We start from the raw sequence: 17,744 nt of genomic DNA, 5'->3' as shown, positions 1-17,744 counted from the left end.
GTTTCCGTCTGTCACCAGAGGGAACCTCTCGTTGCGTTGGATAGTGTCGATTTCAATAGAAAGATGTCTCGCCTGCGCCGCTTTCGCAGGACACGGTTCATGCAAGCCGCGAAGAAGCGGTTGCGGCTAGCTTACCTCTCATCGTGCTTGCCTGCCGGAAAGCAGACGAATTCGGGACGCCACCTAATGAGATTAGGCGGCCGGTAACCCTCTTTCCGGAACGCCTCCGGACAAACCCGGAGAAAGCGCCGATTGGATCTCGCGGCGCGGAGGGGATTTGGCCTCCCGAGTTCTCTTCCGCCTCAAACATTTGAAGACGCGGTGTCAAACGCCGCGAATCCGTCAATTCAACGCCCGGCAACGCTTCCGGGCGAACGTGGAGTCTTGCCATGGACGTTGCACTCTCGCCGATCTCGCATGGGACCGAATCTGCGAATCCTTCCGAGCTTCACGGCGAAATCCATGGCGTTCTCGATGCAAGGCTGCTGGGCGATCCCAGGATCATAGACTTTCACCGCAACAGTCGAGTGGAGGCGGCGCTGATTTCCTCTGATGCGCCGCCGGGCTCTGTCGTGCGCATCACCCGCACGTCCGAACGGTCCCTCATCATCGTGGCGATACCGGATGGCTCCGGCCCATTACCAGCACTAAGGCGAAGCCTATGCAGGCACTGGAAGCGCAGGAATGTCCTCGTTCTCAGCGAGCGCTGGCTCAGACGCCGCCCGCACCTCGACGGCTCCAACCTGATTGCCGACAGTGCCCGATACCCGGTTTCGCCGCTAGCGCGCATCCTGATCGCAGAGCACCTGACGGATCATGGCGGCAGCTCACCCCTGAGCGATTGCGCAGGCTACCTGCCGAGAACCCGCGACCCCGTTCGAGCCATTCTTTCGCTGGCTGCCGCCAAGGCAGTCGTGATCGACATCTCACGGCCGATCGGACCGTGGACGCGCGTATCCTTGCCGCCGTTTCGCTGAAGGCACAGCGATCCCCGTAGCCGGGCATCCACTGCCCTCAGCCTGGAACGCTTCTTTCCTCCGCTCTGAACCCTTCAACGTCGGTCCCCGATTTCCCGGGCCGCGCATGATGAAACACGCCCATGATCTATGCATTCGCCGACCGGCGCCCCGTGCCCCAGCTCACCCCTGAAACCGAACGTCTGCGCAGCCTGCTGGCCGACCTTGAGCGGATACAGACAGGGCACCATCCAGATGGGATAGAACTCGCCGGCGCACCGACGATCGAGCATTGGATCGGCGCGATCGGCACGCCGCGCCCTTCTCGTCGAGGATGAGCGCTGCGAGCGACCTCGCGAATTGCCGCGATAGCCTCCAGGAGCGCGGGACGCGCGATCGCTGCCTCCGCAGCGAAGCGCTGGCGCAGCCGGGCGTTGGCGGCAATCCAGTCGGCTGCGCTCAGTCCCTTGGCGAAGTCCTCGACGCACTTGACGGGAACCCAGCCAGCATCAGTGCTGACCGAGATCTCGCCGACGTTCAAAGGGTCGACGCGGATGGCCACCGGGCGCTGATTGAACTTGCGGCGCAGTTCCTGGACCTCGCGCGACTGGTAGTGCAGGCCGAGGAAGCGAACTCCGCGCCCGCTGATGCGCCGAGCAGTCCGAAGGCCGAAGATGGCCCGGGCCTGGCTCGGGCTGGGAGCGGGACGGACCGAGCATTCGCCTGCCAGGCGGTTCCAGGCATTGAGCGGCGTCTCACCGCCGAGCCCCTCATGTCCCGTCTCGTGATACCGAGCGACGAGCATCGGGAGAACGAGGCGAAGCTGGTCTACGGTAAGGCTGGCTTCGAGCTCGGACTCGTATTCGCCGCGTTCGCCAACGCTGCGAAAGGTCCGGCCGCTGAATTCGGCGCAGAGATAGTGCTCGAGGGTGTCGAAGAGGCGTTCGATCGTGCCGCGATCCTCGGGGAACCCCTTGCGCGCGTACAGGTGATCCACCCTGAGGTCGGCGACCGTGCGGCGGAAGATGTGATCCTTGAACGCCGAGCCACCATCGGTCACCAGGAGCTCTGGCCGACCGCGCATGAACCACGCCGTCGAAAGTCCGGTTGCGTCGGACAACGGCGTCTTGTCCTGGGTGATCATCTGGAGCGCAGCGATCGACGAGGCGCGCGACGGCGCATGCTCGTGGCGCGAGGCGCAATCGATGGCTGCCGTGATATGGCAGCGGACCCGGGGGACCTTCTTGCGTTCGGCGGGCGTCATGCTCTTCCAGGTCTCGATGTCGACCGCAAGCGCCATGATCGTCACCTTCCACTCGTCCATCTCGACGCGCTCAAGCAGGCGCTCCGCGCGAATGCCCTCGTGGACGATGGCGAACTTGCGCCGCGCGACCTCCGCACCCTGACGGCCGGCCATCACACGGAAGGAATCGAGCTTCTGGATCGCGCGATACACGGCCTTCAGACTCGGAACGGGCAGTGCGTCCAACTTGGCGTTTGCCCTGATCGCGTTGAGGGCGTCGATTTCCTCCTTCACCTTCTCCCAGATGTTCTTGCCGGTGAGCTTGCGCTTGTCGCAGTAGCCCTCGGCCTGCTTCGCGAGCACAACCCTGACATCCTCGGGTAGCTTGGGGTCGGTATTACCGGAGCGCCGATAGCGAGGGATCAAGGCTTCTTCGCTGCAATCATGCTGCTCGAAGCGAAGAAGCCAATTCCTGAGCTGGAACGGGCTGGGAGCATGGTGATGTGTGGCCTCGTCGGCCTGCTTCTTGCCGGAGGACTTCTTGGAAGACTGACGGCAGAGACGCTTCGCCTTCCCGTTCAAGCCCTCAGCAGTGAGTTCGGCGTGGATACGCAGCGCCGCGCGACGAAGCGACGCGTCGGAGCGGCTGAATTCGCCCGCTGCCTCATACCGAAGGAAGCGCTTGACGAGTTCATGACGGTACTTGACCCAGCCGCGCTCCTCGTCGTCGAGGTCAGTAAGCTGAATGTTGCCCTGATCCAGGCGCAGCCGAGCTGTGCTGAGCGAGAAAAAAACCTGGTCGATCTCGAGGCGATCGGCTGAGAGCAGGTCATGCAGCGCCTGGTGAGTGAAGGACTGATTCAGATTGTCTTCGCCGACAACGACGATACCGCGGTGGTTGGCGCTGACGAGCTTAAGCGGCCTCTCGTCAATGCGGATCCGATCCGTCGGTGCGAGGGCCATGGGAGGAATGGAAGGGGGCGTCATCATGTTCGGTTCCTTTCGTGATTGGAGGTCGTTGGGGGATCAGGCTGCTGCCCGCGTGGCCGTGATGAAGGCCCGCGGCTCGATGAGCCCGGGCTCGTTGAGCCGGAGGGAGCCATCTCCGATGAGGCAGGCGATCGCCCGGAGGGCATGACCCTCCAGTCGTGCCCGCACCGCGACATCGGCGATGCGGACCGCGCCGGCGATCGGGGCCATGATCTGGCGGATCCGATCGACATGGTCTTCGTCGCGGTCGGCCTGGGAGAAGACGATCAGCCGGGCGTTGGCGACGCGGGTCTTCGTGATGTGCGCGTCGGTTCGCAGGACGTAGGCATCGGCGAACTTGCTGCCGACCTGCTGGTGGATCAGTTCCAGGGTGCGGCCGATACCGCTCGTTTTGACCCGGGCTTTCGGCTTGACCGCGTAAGCAATCAACCGACCGCAGTGCAGCGCCACCCGGTAATCAAACGTGTGGTGGCGACGCTTGCCGGAGTCGTCGATATAGGAAACCCGATCCGGTTGATCCCAGATGCGAGCCACCTTCGGGTTGGCGCGGAGGATGTACGCAAGTCCACGCTCGAGATTGCTCTCGTAGACGACGATGCGATTGGTCAGGGGGTCGACGAAGCTACCGGCAAAAGATCCCTGGTTCTGGCTAGGCTTGCGGCTTGCGATGGACGGCTGCGCGGGGTTCCAGGGCTTTTCAGGGCCCGGCTCAACATTCAGATCCGCGCTATGCGCCAGCCCCCGCCGGTGGTCTTCGCGAGGCCACCGGCGAGGGTTCGGACATCATCGTTGGCGGCAACGTTGACGGTGATCGGTTTCAGCAACGGGTTCAGTTTGGTAGCCATTGGACAGCACTCCTCGTTTCGGCGCACGGAATGCGCCGGATGAATTCCCCGAGGAGGCGAATGCCTCCCGGAGCGGGCTTTCGATGCGTTGGACCGAGGTCCGGGCGTCGTCAGCCGGATATGACGAGGAGCGTGTTGTGCTGGGCGCCGTGGGAGGCTTGGGCGAATGCGTTCGACATCTTCTTGCCTCCTCTGGCTGCGGCCGGTTCGTGAAGAATCGGCTCGGTGGGCGAATCCTTCGCGGCGTGCCGGAAGGGGGTAACGAATCCCTTCGATATCGACCGACACCGTGAGGGGCGCTCCTAGAGCCACGATTCTCGGTGTCAGTCGAGATCCCGAAGAGAATTATTTTCGCCTTATGTCCCTTCGACGTCGCCTATGGTTGATGCGGCGTTGAGAAGGTCCGGCGAATGCGGTCGATCTGCCGGGATCGCTGAGCGCGTCAGCGCGCATTCGATGTCGTCGGTGGTTACGCGACCGCTGTCGCGCAGGGCGCTGGCTATCAAGTCCAAGGCTGAGCGATGACCGCCGACGATGTCCCGGGCGCGTCGAAGACAACCCTCAAGGCGAGCGCCGACGCGCCGGCGGAGCTCGGGATCGGCGCGGACCGACGCCATGATTTCCGCGGGGCGGTTTGACGACCGGTAGGTGAGGCTCTGTCCCAGGCCGAGCGACGTCTCCATGCTCGCGGCCAGGACCGTCGCAACGTGCAGGTCGCTTTGGTCTCCTCCACCACCTCCACCGCCACGGTTGCCGAAGGCGACCTCTTCGGCGGCCAGTCCGGCCAGCAGCGTGGTGATCTGAGCCAGATAGAATGCCCGGGTTCGGTCGGCGCCGAGTTCGTGGTCGAAGTCGGTCCGGCCGCCCGACCCGTCCGGCAGAACCTCGCGGAAAAGACGAGCCGCTGTGGGAACGCTGCCGGTCTCCTCCCGTAGCAGGTGGCCGACCACGGCATGTCCCGCCTCATGCACCGATGCGCGCCGAAAAGCAGCCTCCGAGAGGCGGATACGCTCCGGCAGGCTTGCGACGACATGAGACTGCCGGGCTGAAGCCGAACGTCATCTCCGACGCTGAATTCAATGCGGCAGAGAAAGGCCTGCTCAGGACGTTCCGTATCCGGGAGCAGGCTGCCCCCGCTTCCGACGAGAACGACGACATCCTTGGTGTTGCCGAGGCCGACGCCTTCTCGTCGGACGGCGACGATCACCTGGAGGAGAGCGACGCGGATCACGACGACATCGCCGACGCTGGCGACATGGACCTGGAGGACAACTGATGAACACGCAGTTTCAGCACATCCTCGAAGCGCCTGCGGACAACGCTGCCGATGTCCATGGGCGCCATGCTGCCGACGCCGCCCGCGCCCGTCGCGTGGCCGCCCTTGAGAAGCTGCACCGCAGCTACCTGAAGATCGGTCGCGACGGCCAGCTCGAGGCAGAATTCGATCGTCTGATCGATACCTCCTCCCTCGTGCTCAACGGCCGCCGTGCCGAGGGACGCGCCCTCGTCGTGGTCGGCCAGAGCGGCGCGGGCAAGACCCACGCGATCAGGCGCCTGATCGAAGGCCGGCGCGAACTGCTCCCCGAGAATCTGACGCTGGGGATGTCGTTGCCGATCGTGTCGATCACGGCGCCGTCGCCTTGCACCCTCAAGCAGCTCGGCATCGAGCTGCTGCGCTTGCTGGGTTACCCGATCGATCGCGACGTTCGCGAGAACGTTGCCTGGAACCGCGTCCGCGAGCAGCTTCGGCTTAGGAAGGTCCAGATCGTGCACATCGACGAGGCGCAGCACGTCGTGCGCCTCATGAACGACCATGAGATCCAGAAGCTCTCCGACACCTTCAAGAACGTGATGCAGCAGCCAGACTGGCCCGTCTGCCTCATTCTGTCGGGGTTGCCGTCCCTGGTGCAGTTCGCTCAGCGCGACGTCCAGTTCGGCCGCCGCTGCCGCTTCATGAGCTTCGACGGCATCTCGTTTCCGCGGGACATCAAGCGACTGCGCTATATCGTCGACGCGATCTCGAGCAAGTGCGCGGAGATGCCGTGCGAAGGCCTGGAGAGCGACGAGTTTCTCGCCCGCCTCTGCCGTGCGGCGGAGGGCCAGTTCGGGCGTGTGATCCAGATCTGCCGGTCGGCGGCGGAGGAGGCCATTTTCGCGGGCGATCACACGCTCACCGTCAGGCACTTCATCGACGTCTATGCCGCCGCAACCGGCTGCTCGCCGGATGCCAACATCTTTGCCGTGCGTGACTGGGAGTTCGTGCCGACAGGCGTCTCCGTTCCCGTGGAGCCGTCGGAAGCCGAGGTTGCCTCACCGGCCACTCCCAGCCGCCGCAACGGGAGGAAGTGACGATGCACGCTGCTCTAGCCATGTCGCTTCCTCCCGGCGAGGAAGAGGCTCCCACCAGCTACGCCTCGCGCCTCGCTGCGCTGCACGGCTGCGCGACCTTCAACACATTCTGCCTCGACATGGGCTTCTCCGCCTCCGAACTCATTCGGGGACACGAGGCGGCTCTTGCGCGATTGGAGCGCGTCGGAGGAGTGCCTGAAGGATCGCTGCGCCCCTACAGTCTTCAGCACTCGAAGGACGGCATCCTGCTCAATGGCGAGACGCTGCGGCAGCAGTCCTTGCGGCGCAAGCGGGTTCACATCTGCCCGTCCTGCATCATCGACGACATGGCCAGCCAGCCGGGTCCCGTCGCCACGCGCCCGTTCGCACGGACGTCGTGGTCGCTCGCCTCCATCCGGTCCTGCCACCGCCACGGCGTTCCCCTCGTCCCCGTGCACGACTATCGTGCCGGCATCCACGCATATGACTTCGTCAGGGTCGTCGAGCCGATGATCGAGACCGTCGGCGCCCTCGCCGAGCAGGTCGAGCCAGCTCCGCAGTCGACGCTGGAACGTTACCTTCTCGCGCGCCTTTGGGGGCCGTCGGTCGATGTCGCCCTTCTGGACGCCCTCCCCTGGTATGCGGCGGCGCGCGTCTGCGAGATGACCGGCGCCGTATCCCTCTTCGGCGCGCAGGTTCGCCTGGCCCGGATGTCTCAAGCGGACTGGTCGCGTGCTGGCGCAGAGGGGCTTCGCATCGCCCAGGGCGGCCAGGCGGCGACCGCTGAGCTGCTCGCCACCCTCCGGTCCTCCTCGACGCCGCGCGACTGGGGCCTGCGCACCACCTTTGGTCGGCTCTACGAGTGGCTCGCCTACGAGAACAGCGATCCGGTCTACGATCCGCTTCGCGACGCCATCAGGACCTGCGCCATCGAGACCATGCCGCTCGGACCTGACGACGAGGTATTCGGGAAACCCGTGAGCGTTCGGCGGGTGCACTCCATCCGTTCGGCACACCTCCAGACGGGCCGCCATCCGAAGCGGCTGCGCAAGCTCCTGCTCGAGGCCGGGATTATCCGCGACGTCGACATGCAGTCGCCGGACAACCACGTCCTGTTCTCGGCGGATCGCGCAGCCGCCTTGCTCGAAGAGGCGCCGGGCTCCATGTCGCTGAACGCGGCGGGCGCCTATCTGAATGCCCCGCGCCTGCACGCCAGGATGTTGTTCGAGAAGGGCTTCATCCGGCCGCTCGTCGAAGGAAGGGTCGGCAGCCACGCATTCGCACGCGGCGAACTGGACAGCTTCAGGGACCGCCTTCTCAAGCCGGCGGTGCCCATCGCAAAGCTCGGTGCCGATCAAGCCATCATTCCCGACGCTGCGAAACAGGCCTGCTGCTCGGCGATGGAGATCGTCAGGCTGCTCCTCGACGGTCGCCTTGGGTGGGTCGGAAAGCTCGATGGGCGGCGCGGCTATCTCTCCGTCGCCGTTGATGTCCCCGAGGTCCGTGAGAACGTGAGACTCGAAGACCATGGCGGGCTGTCGCTCAGAGAGGTCGAGCGCCGGTTGCGGACCAGCACCAAAGCCGTCGAGGCCCTGACCGGCCGCCAGGTCCTTTCGTCTCGCATTGCCAGGAACCCGACAAACCGCAGCCCGCAGACCATCGTCATGCCGGAGGATCTTGAAGCGTTCCAGGCGGATTACGCGAGCCTCGCTGAATTGTCGTCCGATCGTGATGTCACCTCGCGTCGACTCAAGCGATCACTCGACGAGGCAGGCATCCATCCAGCCTTCGATCCCGAAGTCGCACAGGGCTACTTCTATCGCCGGGCCGACCTGCCCTCCTAGTCACCACGGCATTTCTTGAACGATCAGCCCTCGGGTCCGCCCGGGGGCTTTTTCATGACCGAAGCCTCACAGCGGGCCTCGAAAACTGAGGCGGGCTGTTGCGTCACTTGCGGCGATCCCAGTCGTCACGATTTGCAATTTCCTGAATGATTTCAATGATCGCATATCGATTTTGCGGCAAACCTCAGTTCCATTCACAGCAATCTGCCTCTGGACGCCCGGCCTAAGCCGGGCGTCCAGCTCGCTTCCGAGATGATAATCGACTCATATCGCCCGCGTGGGAATCGCCCGTGGCGTCACGTCTTTGCCGCCCCAGCTTCGTCGCCGTTAAAGATCGGCGCCCTGGTGCGCATGAGCAAGGCACTCCTCGCCACAAGGCTCGCATCTGCCAGGGGCGGACTTCGCGAATTGGCCCTTAGCGGACATTAGGAACGTCCGCTCTCGGGTATGTTGATTTCACCGGTCCTAGGCCTGTCCGTGGGGAAGTGGCCTTCATGACGTAGGCATTTTGAGCCCTGTGTGGGTGCTGACCTCAGGAAACCAAGCTCATCCACCCATCTGCGGCACGTGAAGCGGCTTGGGGACCAGTTTGATGTCGTTCTCGGCCAGCGTGGTCCGCACCTTGGACAGAATCGCCTTGCGGATCTGGAATTGACGCCCGGCCCGAGCCTTGTATTTGCCGCGGATCACCAGAGTGCCTTCCTCGAGAGCGGCAATACCCTGGCTCTTGAACGGCTCGATGAGATCGGCGTTTAGCTCCGGATCGTCTGCGACCTCCAGCCCGATCTTCTTGAACAGTTTTCGCACCGCTTCGACATCGGTATCCAAAGCCACCCGGAAGAGCATCTTCTCGACGACCCATTCGCGACTGAAATTCTGAATCTTCCCGATCTGGCCGAAGGGGATTGTCGCAACCGGGCCGCGCGGATGCCTCAGGGAGACCGAGCGCAACGAAATTCTCTCGACGGTGCCCTTGGCCCCCGAGGTCTCAATGTACTCGCCATGGCGGAAGGCGTCATCGACGAGGAAGAACAGGCCAGCGACCACGTCTTTCACCAGCGTCTGGGAGCCCAGACCAATCGCCAGGCCGAAGATCGAAAGGCCGGTGATCAACGGCCAGACATTGATGCCCAGCATGACCAGAATGGTGAGAGCCCCCAGCGTCAGAAGCGCAGCCTTGGTCAGGCCTATGAGCAACGGACCGACGGTCGTCAGACGCGTGCCGATTGCGGCGGTGGGGACATGGGGGTCACCCGATGCATGAGGCTTGATGCGCGCGGTGACGATCGCAATCCAATTCCAGCAGAAGGCAATGACCAGCACGAGCATCAGGATCTCGGCGGCTTTCAGCACGACAGTGCCCCGCGCAATACCGACGACGTCCAGAATGGGCAGGAGCCAGAGGATTGCCAGTACTGCGAGGATCGATGAGGCCACCACGATGCGGAAAGTCCGCCACAGCGCGCCGGTCAGTTCGCCTCCCTGCGACCGAGCCGCCTGCCAGCCGCGTCTTTCGATGGCGACGTCGAGATGAGGTCCGGCCAGAACGAGCAGGAGCGAGAGCAGCAACAATCCACCCCGCGTCGGCCTTCCGATCGTCAAGTCCAGTTGGAGGAAGACGAAGGCGAGGATGACGACCGCCACCACGAGCCAGGGCCAGATTGCGGCCAGTTTCCGACGGAACGAGGTTGCTCTGCTACCGAAGGACAGAGCCCTCCTCACCAACACGCGATGGCGAGCATACGCGGCTGCGACCAGAACCGTGAACGGTAGAGACACCGCGAATGTCGCGAAGAGGTCGCGGAGCGGATCAGCCGCATTCCAGACGCGCAGGCAGGCAAGCACCACCAATCCGCCGGCCGCGATGCCAATGGCGACCGCGAGGTCGCGTCGCCAACGCCAGAAGATCGACCTGCGGCCAGCGATCATTGGGAAGCATATCGTCGTCGCCACGGCCGAGATCACGACGCAATTCAGCAACGCGCGGCGGAGCATTGCGTCCGTGGTGAGACTGAGAAGCACAATCCAGGACGCGAGGATCACCAATAAGGCGGCCGCGAGCCAGGCGGCCGTCGACAGAAGCGCCGTCGCCTTCAATCTGCCGATGATCGAGCCAGCAACCGCTGCCGTGGCGGCAACGGCAGCCAGGCAAATCGTTGTAATGCCGAGAGCGAGCAGCGTGGGGCTATAACCAGCGGCTTCGAGCCCCTGGATGAAATCGTGCCACGCCCCGCCGGACGATTGCCACCCTGAAAACCTCGCGGCCAGACCGTTCTCGATCAGCATCGAGAAATGATGGAGCGCTGCGGACGCAGCCTCCATTTCGTCGGTCCCTGAAACGGCCGTCATGATCTCAGCCTCATATGGAAGTCGACGACACCGACCTGTCCGCGCCAAACGGTCGTCCAGCGTGGAGGACGTTCAGACGCCTGGCGGAACGGGACCCGTTACCGCCGGACAGAACTGCAACCTCAGGGACCCAGGCGGCGGCCTTCTACGATACAGGCTGCGCCACCGGCAGTTTCCACGTGCCGTTCAGGAACACGGCGCGAGGACGGTAGAGCCGGAACGTGTAATTCCACCCTTGCGTGATCGGCAGGCAGTTCGCGATCTTGCCGTCGCAGCCGCCGAACTGGATGTCGATCGCGCCGTCGGCGCTCTTCGTGCCGGTGATGCTGTTGACCGAATAGGCGTCGTAGTCGTTCTTCTGGAAGAAGCCCTTGTCGTTGTAGACGCTGATCGACCAGAACGCGTCGACGGGGACGTCCTTGAGCCTGAGCTTGTAGACCGTCTTGCCGTCGTTCTTGGCCGGGGTCGCCGAGGGGTAGGCTGCGTCTCTGTCGGGGTTGCCGCCCCAGCCGGACGCGGTGCCGAGCAGGTGCTTGACCGGATCGACCTTCCCCTTCGGGCCGAAAGCGTTGCTGAAGTCGCCTGACGCAGCGGAGAGCGTTTCCAGCGCGTCGCGGATCTTCTTCTGCTGAGCCAGATCCCAATTCGGGGCCTCGAACTTGCCGACCGACTTCTGCTGCACCTTCAGCGCATCCTGCAGGGCGTGAACCTGCGCGAGATCCTTGGTGTCGTTGGGATCGACAAGGATACGGACCGCAACGAACACGTAGCGGGTCCCGACCTTGGCCTTGGTGAGCGTCGTAGGGCCCGGCTTGTAGACCACCATCGGGGTGTAGTGCTCTTCGCTGATGACCTGCATCGAGACGAAGCGCTTGCCGGCATCGGGAAGGGTGATGGTCACCGGGCCGGCGTCGAGATCGAACACCGCCTGGGAATAGAGCGTATCCCGGTTCATCCGGACCACGGGCTGCTTGTCGATCGGCGTCGGCGTCCGGTTATGGACGAACTTGCCGAGAGCGCCCGCATCAACCGTTTTGGCCATATAGAAATCGGACTCGGCTCGCTTGAAGTTGTCGACGGTCACCGAAACCGGCTGTGCGGACACCACGCAGGGCGCCAGAACCAGGAAACTCAGGCTGCAGGCCAACGTCATGCGCATTGAACGATACCTCATTGGTGTCTTTGATCGATGTACTCATCGGGCAGGGCCGAATGGCTCCGCACCCGTGCTCGGCTGATTGTCGGCCGTGATCTGACCGGCTGGAAATATCCGGTTCCGAGCCCGCTACTGCGCGGACAGCGCGGCAGCTTCCGCGGCGCATTCGGAGGCTGAGGGCACCCGCTTCGCCTTCGCGGCCCTCACCTCCGCTTTCGCGGCCCTGAGATCGGCGAGGAAGGTCGGGTCGGTCTGCAGCCGCGCGACGGTCGCGGCCCCCATGATCCGCCCCGCATCGACATCGCTCTGCCAATGGGCGTTGCAGATCACGCGGCTCTGCCCGAATTCGATGCCGCGCTTGAAGAGGGCATCCGCGCGCTCGGGATTGATCTGCGCGAGGACGAGGGCCCAGCCCCAGCCGGCAGCCGTGTGGCCGGAGGGATAGGAGCCGTCGCTCCGCAGAATGGCCTCCTGATCGGCCCGACAGGTCGCTTCGTTGTGGACCACGAAGGGACGGACCCGGTTGTACCTGTTCTTCACGCCATAGGTGGAGAGGCCGAAATCCGACAACACCTTCTGCATCATCGCGTAGAGGCGCGGGGTCTGCTGGTCGTCGATCTTCACGCCCAGCGCGCAGGAGAAATTGTCAGCCGCCTGTGGAAAGGCGAGATCGGCATCGGTAATAGCGAGCTTCCAGCGCGCGGTATTGCGCAAGGGAATTGTCGTCTTGCGCGCTTCCTCGTCCCGGGCGAGCGCAGCCGAGTCCGCAGCGGGCGGTGGCCCGAGCAGGGCCAGGCTGTTGGGCAGGTCGGACCGCTTCAGATAGCCCGGAGCGATCTTGAAATGCGGGTCGGTGACTTTGGGCTGGGCTTCGCCCGTCTGCGCCAGGGCCTGCCCGCAGAGCGCGAGCAGTGCAAGCAGGGAAACATGTGCGGCTCGCACCGCAGTCCCGGTCATCGACATTCCCATTCCTCTCGACATGGCCGAAATCATAAACCCCGGTCAGAACCGGTATGTTGCGGCGACGGCCGGCCCATGCTGGGTGACGTCGTACGAAAAACCACCATTGCGATAATCGACATTGAGCGCCCGGTAGCCGGCTTTCAGCGTCAGGTTCTCGTTCCAGGCGTAGTCGACGCTGCCCAGGCCCTGCCAGGTCAGGCGCGAGCCAACGCCGAAGCCGCCGATGTCGCCCGCCACCGTCAAACTCCACGGTCCATCGAGCTTTATCCCGATGCGGGCGCCGATGATCGGGTCGGCCCACATCTGCGATTGACGGTGATCGATACGAAGATTGGCGAGTCCGGGCAGGATTTCGAGCTTGGTGTCGAGATTCCAGAACCGGACGCCGCCGCCCACGTCCAGCGCAAAGACGGGGTCCTCGTGGATGCGGTAAAGGGCGGAGCCCTGCAGGGTTGTGGTCTGCGAGCGCAGCTTCAGTGCGGAGAAGAAGGGGCCGGGCAGAGTACCGCCGGTCGTCACCTGCGAAAACTGCCCGTCGACCACGACGCTCCAGCGCTCGATGCGCATTTCGGCAGACGCCATCAGAGCGCCGTTCAACTCCTTGAGCACGTCGCGGAAGCGCAGGCTGATATCCGCGGCCGGCAACGGCGGCAGCGTCGCGCTCCGGCCGTCGATCGCCGTCGCCCACATATAGCTGGTGACGGAGAAGCGCGGCGTCGACGAAGGGACAGCGACCGGCTGCGTGGCGGGTTCCCGAAGATCGGAGGCCCAGGCCAGACCGGACAAGCAAGCCGACATCAAGCCGATGGCGAAACCGCGCGCCGTTGCGCCTGACATTATTGCCCGTCTCCCGCCCTGCCAGCCGTGCCTGCGCGAGCGTTCCGGCTCGCTGCAGCACGCGATCGCGGCCCGATCGGCCGGCGAATGCCGTTGCGCGTATTTCGTGCATGGACAGCCCGCCCGTCTTGCCATTTCGCGCCAAACGCGACCGGCTATGCTCCATGTCCACGGCGCGGCGCACCAAATCGCCGGATCGTCAGTTCATCGCGACGCGGCTGAGCCAGCGCGCATCGCCGACTTCACCTATGTCGGAAACAGGAATGTCAGCCCCACGCGGGGGCCCCAGCCGCGCGGTCCGTTCTTTGGCGCGGCCGCCCAATAGCGCATGCCTGCGGAGAGGCTCACCGGCTGCTCGCCAAATTTCACAAGCTTCGAGACCTGGACGTTGATGGGCACCGACCATTGTTCGGCCTTCCAGTCGTAGGTGCTCTCGGTATTGAGCGTGAACGTCCAGGCGTCCGACGTCCTGTAGGAGATGAAGGGCTGCAAGTAGGTCGCGCTGATGTCGGACCTGTCCCCGTTCCCCGCAACGGACCAGATGTGGTTTGCAAGCGCGCCGATCGTCCATGGCCCTTCCTGCTTCAAAATGACGGCGGTCAGACCCATCCCGAACTTGCCGCCTCCGAGCAGATCATTGGTTGCGGTCGGAAGGAGGAAGACAGGGCCCGCGCCCCAGATGATTCCGCCGGCGGTCGGCTGCGTCGGGGAAACGAAAAAGCTTTGGGTGACGTCTCCCAGGCCGGACTGGCTGCCGGAGGGGCCTGCGATGTCGTGCTGCCAGATGACGGGGACGACGGTCCGGGAAATAATGTTCCAGTCCTGGTTCAACGAGAACGGGATGACGGGTTGGATATCGAGCGTTTTCCGGTCGCCACGGTTCGGTCCGAAGCCTCGGTCGTAGTTGAACTGGAAGGGCACGCTGATCAACGATGACACTGGATTGCTGAGCTTTTTCGCCAGATCAGCGGTCGCGTCCTGCGCCAGTGCGGCGCCGGTACCGATCAAGCCAATGCCTTGGCCGACGAGTGCAAAGGCCGAGAGCATAGCCAGCTGGTCGATTCTCGACAGCATTCAAGAACTCCTCAATCCCCCGGTCGTAGAGGCTCCACGCGGCGGTTTCTTTCGGATCAGCCGACACGCTTTGTTTGGAGCATTTGGTGCATGGCAGGTTGTCAGTCTTGCCATTCCGCGCCATCAGCAAACGGCTATGCTGTATTCTGCGGGTGCGATTCACTCGGAGGCCCGGCCTGAGGACATGCTGACCCGGTGAGAACGGTGCGATCCGATGGCTGATATCCCTCTGACGCGCGGTCAATTCCTGCTGCCCTTCGTCAGCATCCTCGACGATATCGGCGCGCCGACGGAGACGCTGCTTGAGCGGTCCCGTCTGCCATCGTCACTGGTTGAAAAGAGCGAGCTCTACCTCCCGCTGCTACCGGCGCTGCGCTTCGTCGAGGCCGCCCAGAGAACCCAGGGCATCGCCGATTACGGTTTTCTCGCAGCACAACGCCTGCATTTCTCCCATATGCGGGAAAAGACGCGGGCCCTGATCGCGCACTCCCCGACGCTGCTCGTCGCGCTCCGGCACGCCTGCCGTGAGGCGTCGCGGGAGGACACCATCCTGAGCATGTGGATCGAACATCATCCCGATCATGCTCGGGTCTGCAGCAGGCTCGCCGGGCCCGGCCACCTGCACCTGAAATACGCTCAGTGGATCCAGAACATCTTCCCGATCCACATCATCAGGCAATTCGCCAGGTCCGACTGGATGCCGACGGCGATCGGCTTCGAGTCATCCTATGCGCCGAGCCCTGAGACGCGATCCTGCTGGCCGAATGTGCAGTTCCTGTCGAACCAGAACGCCGCCTGGATCAGCCTGCCGCTCACCTTGCTCGGCCTTCCCAACCGCATGCCGGCCGCGTTCGCGCCGCCGCGCGAGAATGAGGACGGCCCTTCCGCCTATGACATCGTCGAACTGCTCAAGCTGATGCTGCCGGCCTATCTCGACGAGGGAACGACCGCGCTCGCCGATGTCGCCGAGATTGCGGGTATCAGCACGCGGACGCTGCAGCGCAAGCTCGCCCAAGTCGGCCTGTCCTATTCGGACATCCTCGACACGGTTCGGTATGAGCATGCGAGCCGGCTGCTGCGTGACGCCGAATGCCGGATCATCGATGTCGCCTTTTCCTCCGGCTACACCGATCCAGCGCATTTCAGCCGCGCCTTCCGCCGGATGACGGGCGTCACGCCGCGTCAGTTTCGCGAGCAGTCACGGCTCGGCTGAAGGCGTTTCGTCTCACGCCACCAACCGACCAAGTCAAGAAATACCCCGTTCAAAAGGGCGTCTTCAAGCACCGTTCCAAACTATGCGAACGCCCGCTCCGGAGCTATGCGCCAACGTCGGCAATTGGCGCAGCTGTCGTGTTGTCCGACGCGGCATCTGTTCGGGCTACAGCGACGTCACGGGGACCTCGGCTGTCGTCTTCCGCTCGCTATACCGCATCGTTAGGTAATCCGACCGATCCCTGGTCAGCAGCGTGAAGCGGACGAGTTCCTCCATCACGTCGACGACGCGGTCGTAATAGGCCGACGGCTTCATACGACCAGCCTCGTCGAACTCCTGATAGGCCTTGGCGACCGAGGACTGGTTCGGGATCGTCAGCATCCGCATCCAACGCCCCAGCACGCGAAGCGCGTTCACGGCGTTGAAGGACTGCGACCCACCCGAGACCTGCATGACGGCCAGCGTGCGCCCCTGCGTCGGCCGGAGGGAGCCGAGCTCCAGCGGTATCCAGTCAATCTGGCTCTTGAAGACGCCGGTAATCGTGCCGTGACGCTCGGGGCTGCACCAGACCTGGCCTTCCGACCAGAGCGCCAGTTCCCGAAGCTCCCTCACCTTTGGATGATCCACCGGCACGCTGTCCGGCATCGGCAGACCCGCGGGATCGAACACCCGCGTCTCCGCGCCGAGGTGCTGGAGGATGCGTTCGGCCTCCAGCGTCAGCAAGCGACTGTATGAGCGGGGCCGGAGCGATCCGTAGAGCAGGAGTATGCGCGGCGGGTGCGAGGCGCGCTCCGTAGGCTCCAGCCGGCCCAGGTCCGGCGCAACGAGGCGATTGAGGTCGACATTGGGGAGGTCAGTCATGCGAGATCGGGCTTCCTGCGAATGGTTACGGCGACCAAGGCCGCGACGACGACGTCGAGCGTGGCGAGGATCGCAAGGATGCATTGGCTGAAGTTCACACCACCGCGTTCGAACATAACGCCGGCGGCGAAGGGGGCCGCTGCGGAGGCCAGCGGAGCCGGGCGCGCGAGCCGCCCCATGACGGCGGCGTAGTCGTCGCAACCGAACAGCGCGAGCGGAACGGCACCGCGGGCGATGGACCAGACGCCGTTGCCGGCACCGTAGACGACAATAGCGAGCGCGAGGATCGGCAGGCCGGTCCAGATCAGGATCAACCCGAACGCGATGAGGACGGCCCCGGACAGCAGGGTCCACAGTGCGTCGAACCGCTTGCCGAATGTCATCTCGACGATGCGGCCGCCGACTTGGGCCGGGCCAATCAGCATGCCGTAGCCGACCGCTACGGCCAGCGTCGCGCCCGCGGCCTGGAGCAAGGTGAGCAGTTGAACGGCCACGACCGACGAGACGAAGGCGCTCAAGGGTAAAGCGATGGTCAGCAGGACCAGCTGGAGACGACGGCGCCCGTCGACCGAGGCGGGGGCGATACCGGACCGGGACGTGGTAACGTCGGCCACCTGCCGGCGCGACAAGGTCGCCAGCAGGAGCGGCAGCGACACGAACAGCTGGATTCCGGCGTAGACGAAACAGGTCGAGCGCCAGCCGTATCTCTCAACGAGGAAGGCCGACAGCGGCCAGCAGACCGTGCTCGCGAAGCCGCCATAGAGGGTCAGCGTGGTGATCGCGCTGCGCGCGGATTGGCCGTAGATCGTTCCGAGCGTGGCGAAGGCGGCGTCATAGAGACCGGCGCCCATGCCCGCGCCAATGATGGTCCAACCGACGACGTAGACCACCAGACTAGGGGCGGCCCCGATGGTCGTCAACCCGATGGCGAGCAAGAACGCGGATATCGCCAGCACGGTGCGGCCACCGAGATCGCCGATCGCCCTCCCAACCGTGGGCGAGACCGCGGCCGCCATGAGTTGGCCAGCGGATAGGCCACCGGCGACCCATGCCAGCGGCCACCCGCTATCGGCCACGACCGGCGC

The 17,744-nt window shown here is 64.2% G+C and carries 16 protein-coding genes; 5 read left to right on the top strand and 11 right to left on the bottom strand.

All coding sequences use genetic code 11. The annotated features are described in order from the left end of the window. Window positions 1–389: 389 nt before the first annotated feature. Entirely contained in the window at window positions 390–977 is a 588-nt protein-coding gene (locus AC1RLU_RS16010) for a hypothetical protein (RefSeq protein ID WP_492796690.1), read from the top strand. Window positions 978–1,104: 127 nt separating this feature from the next. Here the strand turns inward: AC1RLU_RS16010 and AC1RLU_RS16005 are convergent, their stop codons facing one another. The 4 genes from AC1RLU_RS16005 to AC1RLU_RS15990 form a co-directional block, all read right to left on the bottom strand. Further along, window positions 1,105–3,189: a TnsB C-terminal domain-containing protein gene (locus AC1RLU_RS16005; RefSeq protein WP_492796688.1), complete on the bottom strand. Its 2,085-nt coding sequence runs from the start codon at window positions 3,187–3,189 to the stop codon at window positions 1,105–1,107. A 36-nt stretch (window positions 3,190–3,225) separates the two neighbouring features. Next, entirely contained in the window at window positions 3,226–3,723 is a 498-nt protein-coding gene (locus tag AC1RLU_RS16000; protein ID WP_492796686.1) for a hypothetical protein, read from the bottom strand. Window positions 3,724–3,905: 182 nt separating this feature from the next. Beyond that, window positions 3,906–4,034, bottom strand: coding sequence for a hypothetical protein (locus AC1RLU_RS15995; protein WP_492796685.1), 129 nt, complete (start codon window positions 4,032–4,034; stop codon window positions 3,906–3,908). A 356-nt stretch (window positions 4,035–4,390) separates the two neighbouring features. Further along, window positions 4,391–4,984, bottom strand: a complete 594-nt coding sequence (locus tag AC1RLU_RS15990; RefSeq protein ID WP_492796684.1) for a M41 family metallopeptidase — start codon at window positions 4,982–4,984, stop codon at window positions 4,391–4,393. A gap of 23 nt (window positions 4,985–5,007) precedes the next feature. Here AC1RLU_RS15990 and AC1RLU_RS15985 point away from each other — a divergent pair, with 23 nt between their 5' ends. The 3 genes from AC1RLU_RS15985 to AC1RLU_RS15975 are packed head-to-tail and all read left to right on the top strand — an operon-like array spanning window position 5,008 to window position 8,206. Next, window positions 5,008–5,310: a hypothetical protein gene (locus AC1RLU_RS15985; protein WP_492796683.1), complete on the top strand. Its 303-nt coding sequence runs from the start codon at window positions 5,008–5,010 to the stop codon at window positions 5,308–5,310. Then, a complete protein-coding gene (locus tag AC1RLU_RS15980; RefSeq protein ID WP_492796681.1) occupies window positions 5,310–6,383 on the top strand; it encodes an AAA family ATPase in 1,074 nt (357 codons plus the stop codon). Before AC1RLU_RS15985 ends, AC1RLU_RS15980 begins: the two co-directional genes overlap by 1 nt. 2 nt (window positions 6,384–6,385) lie before the next feature. After that, on the top strand, window positions 6,386–8,206 hold the full coding sequence (locus tag AC1RLU_RS15975; protein ID WP_492796958.1) for a TniQ family protein: 1,821 nt from the start codon (window positions 6,386–6,388) through the stop codon (window positions 8,204–8,206). A gap of 546 nt (window positions 8,207–8,752) precedes the next feature. Here AC1RLU_RS15975 and AC1RLU_RS15970 read toward each other — a convergent pair. From AC1RLU_RS15970 to AC1RLU_RS15950, 5 genes are all read right to left on the bottom strand, one after another. Continuing rightward, window positions 8,753–10,555, bottom strand: coding sequence for a mechanosensitive ion channel family protein (locus AC1RLU_RS15970; RefSeq protein ID WP_492796679.1), 1,803 nt, complete (start codon window positions 10,553–10,555; stop codon window positions 8,753–8,755). A 145-nt stretch (window positions 10,556–10,700) separates the two neighbouring features. Then, window positions 10,701–11,714: a DUF1254 domain-containing protein gene (locus AC1RLU_RS15965; protein WP_492796678.1), complete on the bottom strand. Its 1,014-nt coding sequence runs from the start codon at window positions 11,712–11,714 to the stop codon at window positions 10,701–10,703. Window positions 11,715–11,840: 126 nt separating this feature from the next. Then, the gene (locus AC1RLU_RS15960) at window positions 11,841–12,674 is read right to left on the bottom strand and encodes an acid phosphatase (RefSeq protein ID WP_492796676.1); all 834 of its coding nucleotides are present in this window, start codon (window positions 12,672–12,674) and stop codon (window positions 11,841–11,843) included. 39 nt (window positions 12,675–12,713) lie between these two features. Beyond that, window positions 12,714–13,460, bottom strand: a complete 747-nt coding sequence (locus AC1RLU_RS15955; RefSeq protein WP_492796674.1) for a hypothetical protein — start codon at window positions 13,458–13,460, stop codon at window positions 12,714–12,716. 297 nt (window positions 13,461–13,757) lie between these two features. Then, window positions 13,758–14,558: a transporter gene (locus AC1RLU_RS15950; RefSeq protein ID WP_492796956.1), complete on the bottom strand. Its 801-nt coding sequence runs from the start codon at window positions 14,556–14,558 to the stop codon at window positions 13,758–13,760. Between the two features lie 241 nt (window positions 14,559–14,799). Between AC1RLU_RS15950 and AC1RLU_RS15945 the strand changes: the two genes are divergently transcribed. Beyond that, entirely contained in the window at window positions 14,800–15,798 is a 999-nt protein-coding gene (locus tag AC1RLU_RS15945) for a helix-turn-helix transcriptional regulator (RefSeq protein ID WP_492796673.1), read from the top strand. A gap of 165 nt (window positions 15,799–15,963) precedes the next feature. On the opposite strand, the gene arsH is transcribed toward AC1RLU_RS15945, so the two are convergent. Together arsH and AC1RLU_RS15935 are read right to left on the bottom strand one after the other, a co-directional pair. Further along, on the bottom strand, window positions 15,964–16,659 hold the full coding sequence (arsH, locus tag AC1RLU_RS15940; protein WP_492796671.1) for an arsenical resistance protein ArsH: 696 nt from the start codon (window positions 16,657–16,659) through the stop codon (window positions 15,964–15,966). Continuing rightward, window positions 16,656–17,675, bottom strand: coding sequence for an MFS transporter (locus AC1RLU_RS15935; protein WP_492796669.1), 1,020 nt, complete (start codon window positions 17,673–17,675; stop codon window positions 16,656–16,658). The genes arsH and AC1RLU_RS15935 overlap by 4 nt, the downstream gene beginning before the upstream one ends. Window positions 17,676–17,744: the final 69 nt, after the last annotated feature.

The organism is Allobosea sp. GW822-FHT05A11, from assembly GCF_058800455.1.
This window is presented reverse-complemented; position numbering and strand designations above follow the sequence as displayed.

What these genes read in the sequence shown, in the direction of transcription:
- AC1RLU_RS16010 (WP_492796690.1), top strand. Translation starts at nt 390, where the DNA reads ATGGACGTTGCACTCTCGCCGATCTCGCATGGGACCGAATCTGCGAAT.
- AC1RLU_RS16005 (WP_492796688.1), bottom strand. Translation starts at nt 3,189, where the DNA reads ATGATGACGCCCCCTTCCATTCCTCCCATGGCCCTCGCACCGACGGAT.
- AC1RLU_RS15995 (WP_492796685.1), bottom strand. Translation starts at nt 4,034, where the DNA reads ATGGCTACCAAACTGAACCCGTTGCTGAAACCGATCACCGTCAACGTT.
- AC1RLU_RS15985 (WP_492796683.1), top strand. Translation starts at nt 5,008, where the DNA reads ATGCGCGCCGAAAAGCAGCCTCCGAGAGGCGGATACGCTCCGGCAGGC.
- AC1RLU_RS15980 (WP_492796681.1), top strand. Translation starts at nt 5,310, where the DNA reads ATGAACACGCAGTTTCAGCACATCCTCGAAGCGCCTGCGGACAACGCT.
- AC1RLU_RS15975 (WP_492796958.1), top strand. Translation starts at nt 6,386, where the DNA reads ATGCACGCTGCTCTAGCCATGTCGCTTCCTCCCGGCGAGGAAGAGGCT.
- AC1RLU_RS15970 (WP_492796679.1), bottom strand. Translation starts at nt 10,555, where the DNA reads ATGACGGCCGTTTCAGGGACCGACGAAATGGAGGCTGCGTCCGCAGCG.
- AC1RLU_RS15965 (WP_492796678.1), bottom strand. Translation starts at nt 11,714, where the DNA reads ATGCGCATGACGTTGGCCTGCAGCCTGAGTTTCCTGGTTCTGGCGCCC.
- AC1RLU_RS15960 (WP_492796676.1), bottom strand. Translation starts at nt 12,674, where the DNA reads ATGTCGATGACCGGGACTGCGGTGCGAGCCGCACATGTTTCCCTGCTT.
- AC1RLU_RS15950 (WP_492796956.1), bottom strand. Translation starts at nt 14,558, where the DNA reads ATGCTCTCGGCCTTTGCACTCGTCGGCCAAGGCATTGGCTTGATCGGT.
- AC1RLU_RS15945 (WP_492796673.1), top strand. Translation starts at nt 14,800, where the DNA reads ATGGCTGATATCCCTCTGACGCGCGGTCAATTCCTGCTGCCCTTCGTC.
- arsH (WP_492796671.1), bottom strand. Translation starts at nt 16,659, where the DNA reads ATGACTGACCTCCCCAATGTCGACCTCAATCGCCTCGTTGCGCCGGAC.
- AC1RLU_RS15935 (WP_492796669.1), bottom strand. Translation starts at nt 17,675, where the DNA reads ATGGCGGCCGCGGTCTCGCCCACGGTTGGGAGGGCGATCGGCGATCTC.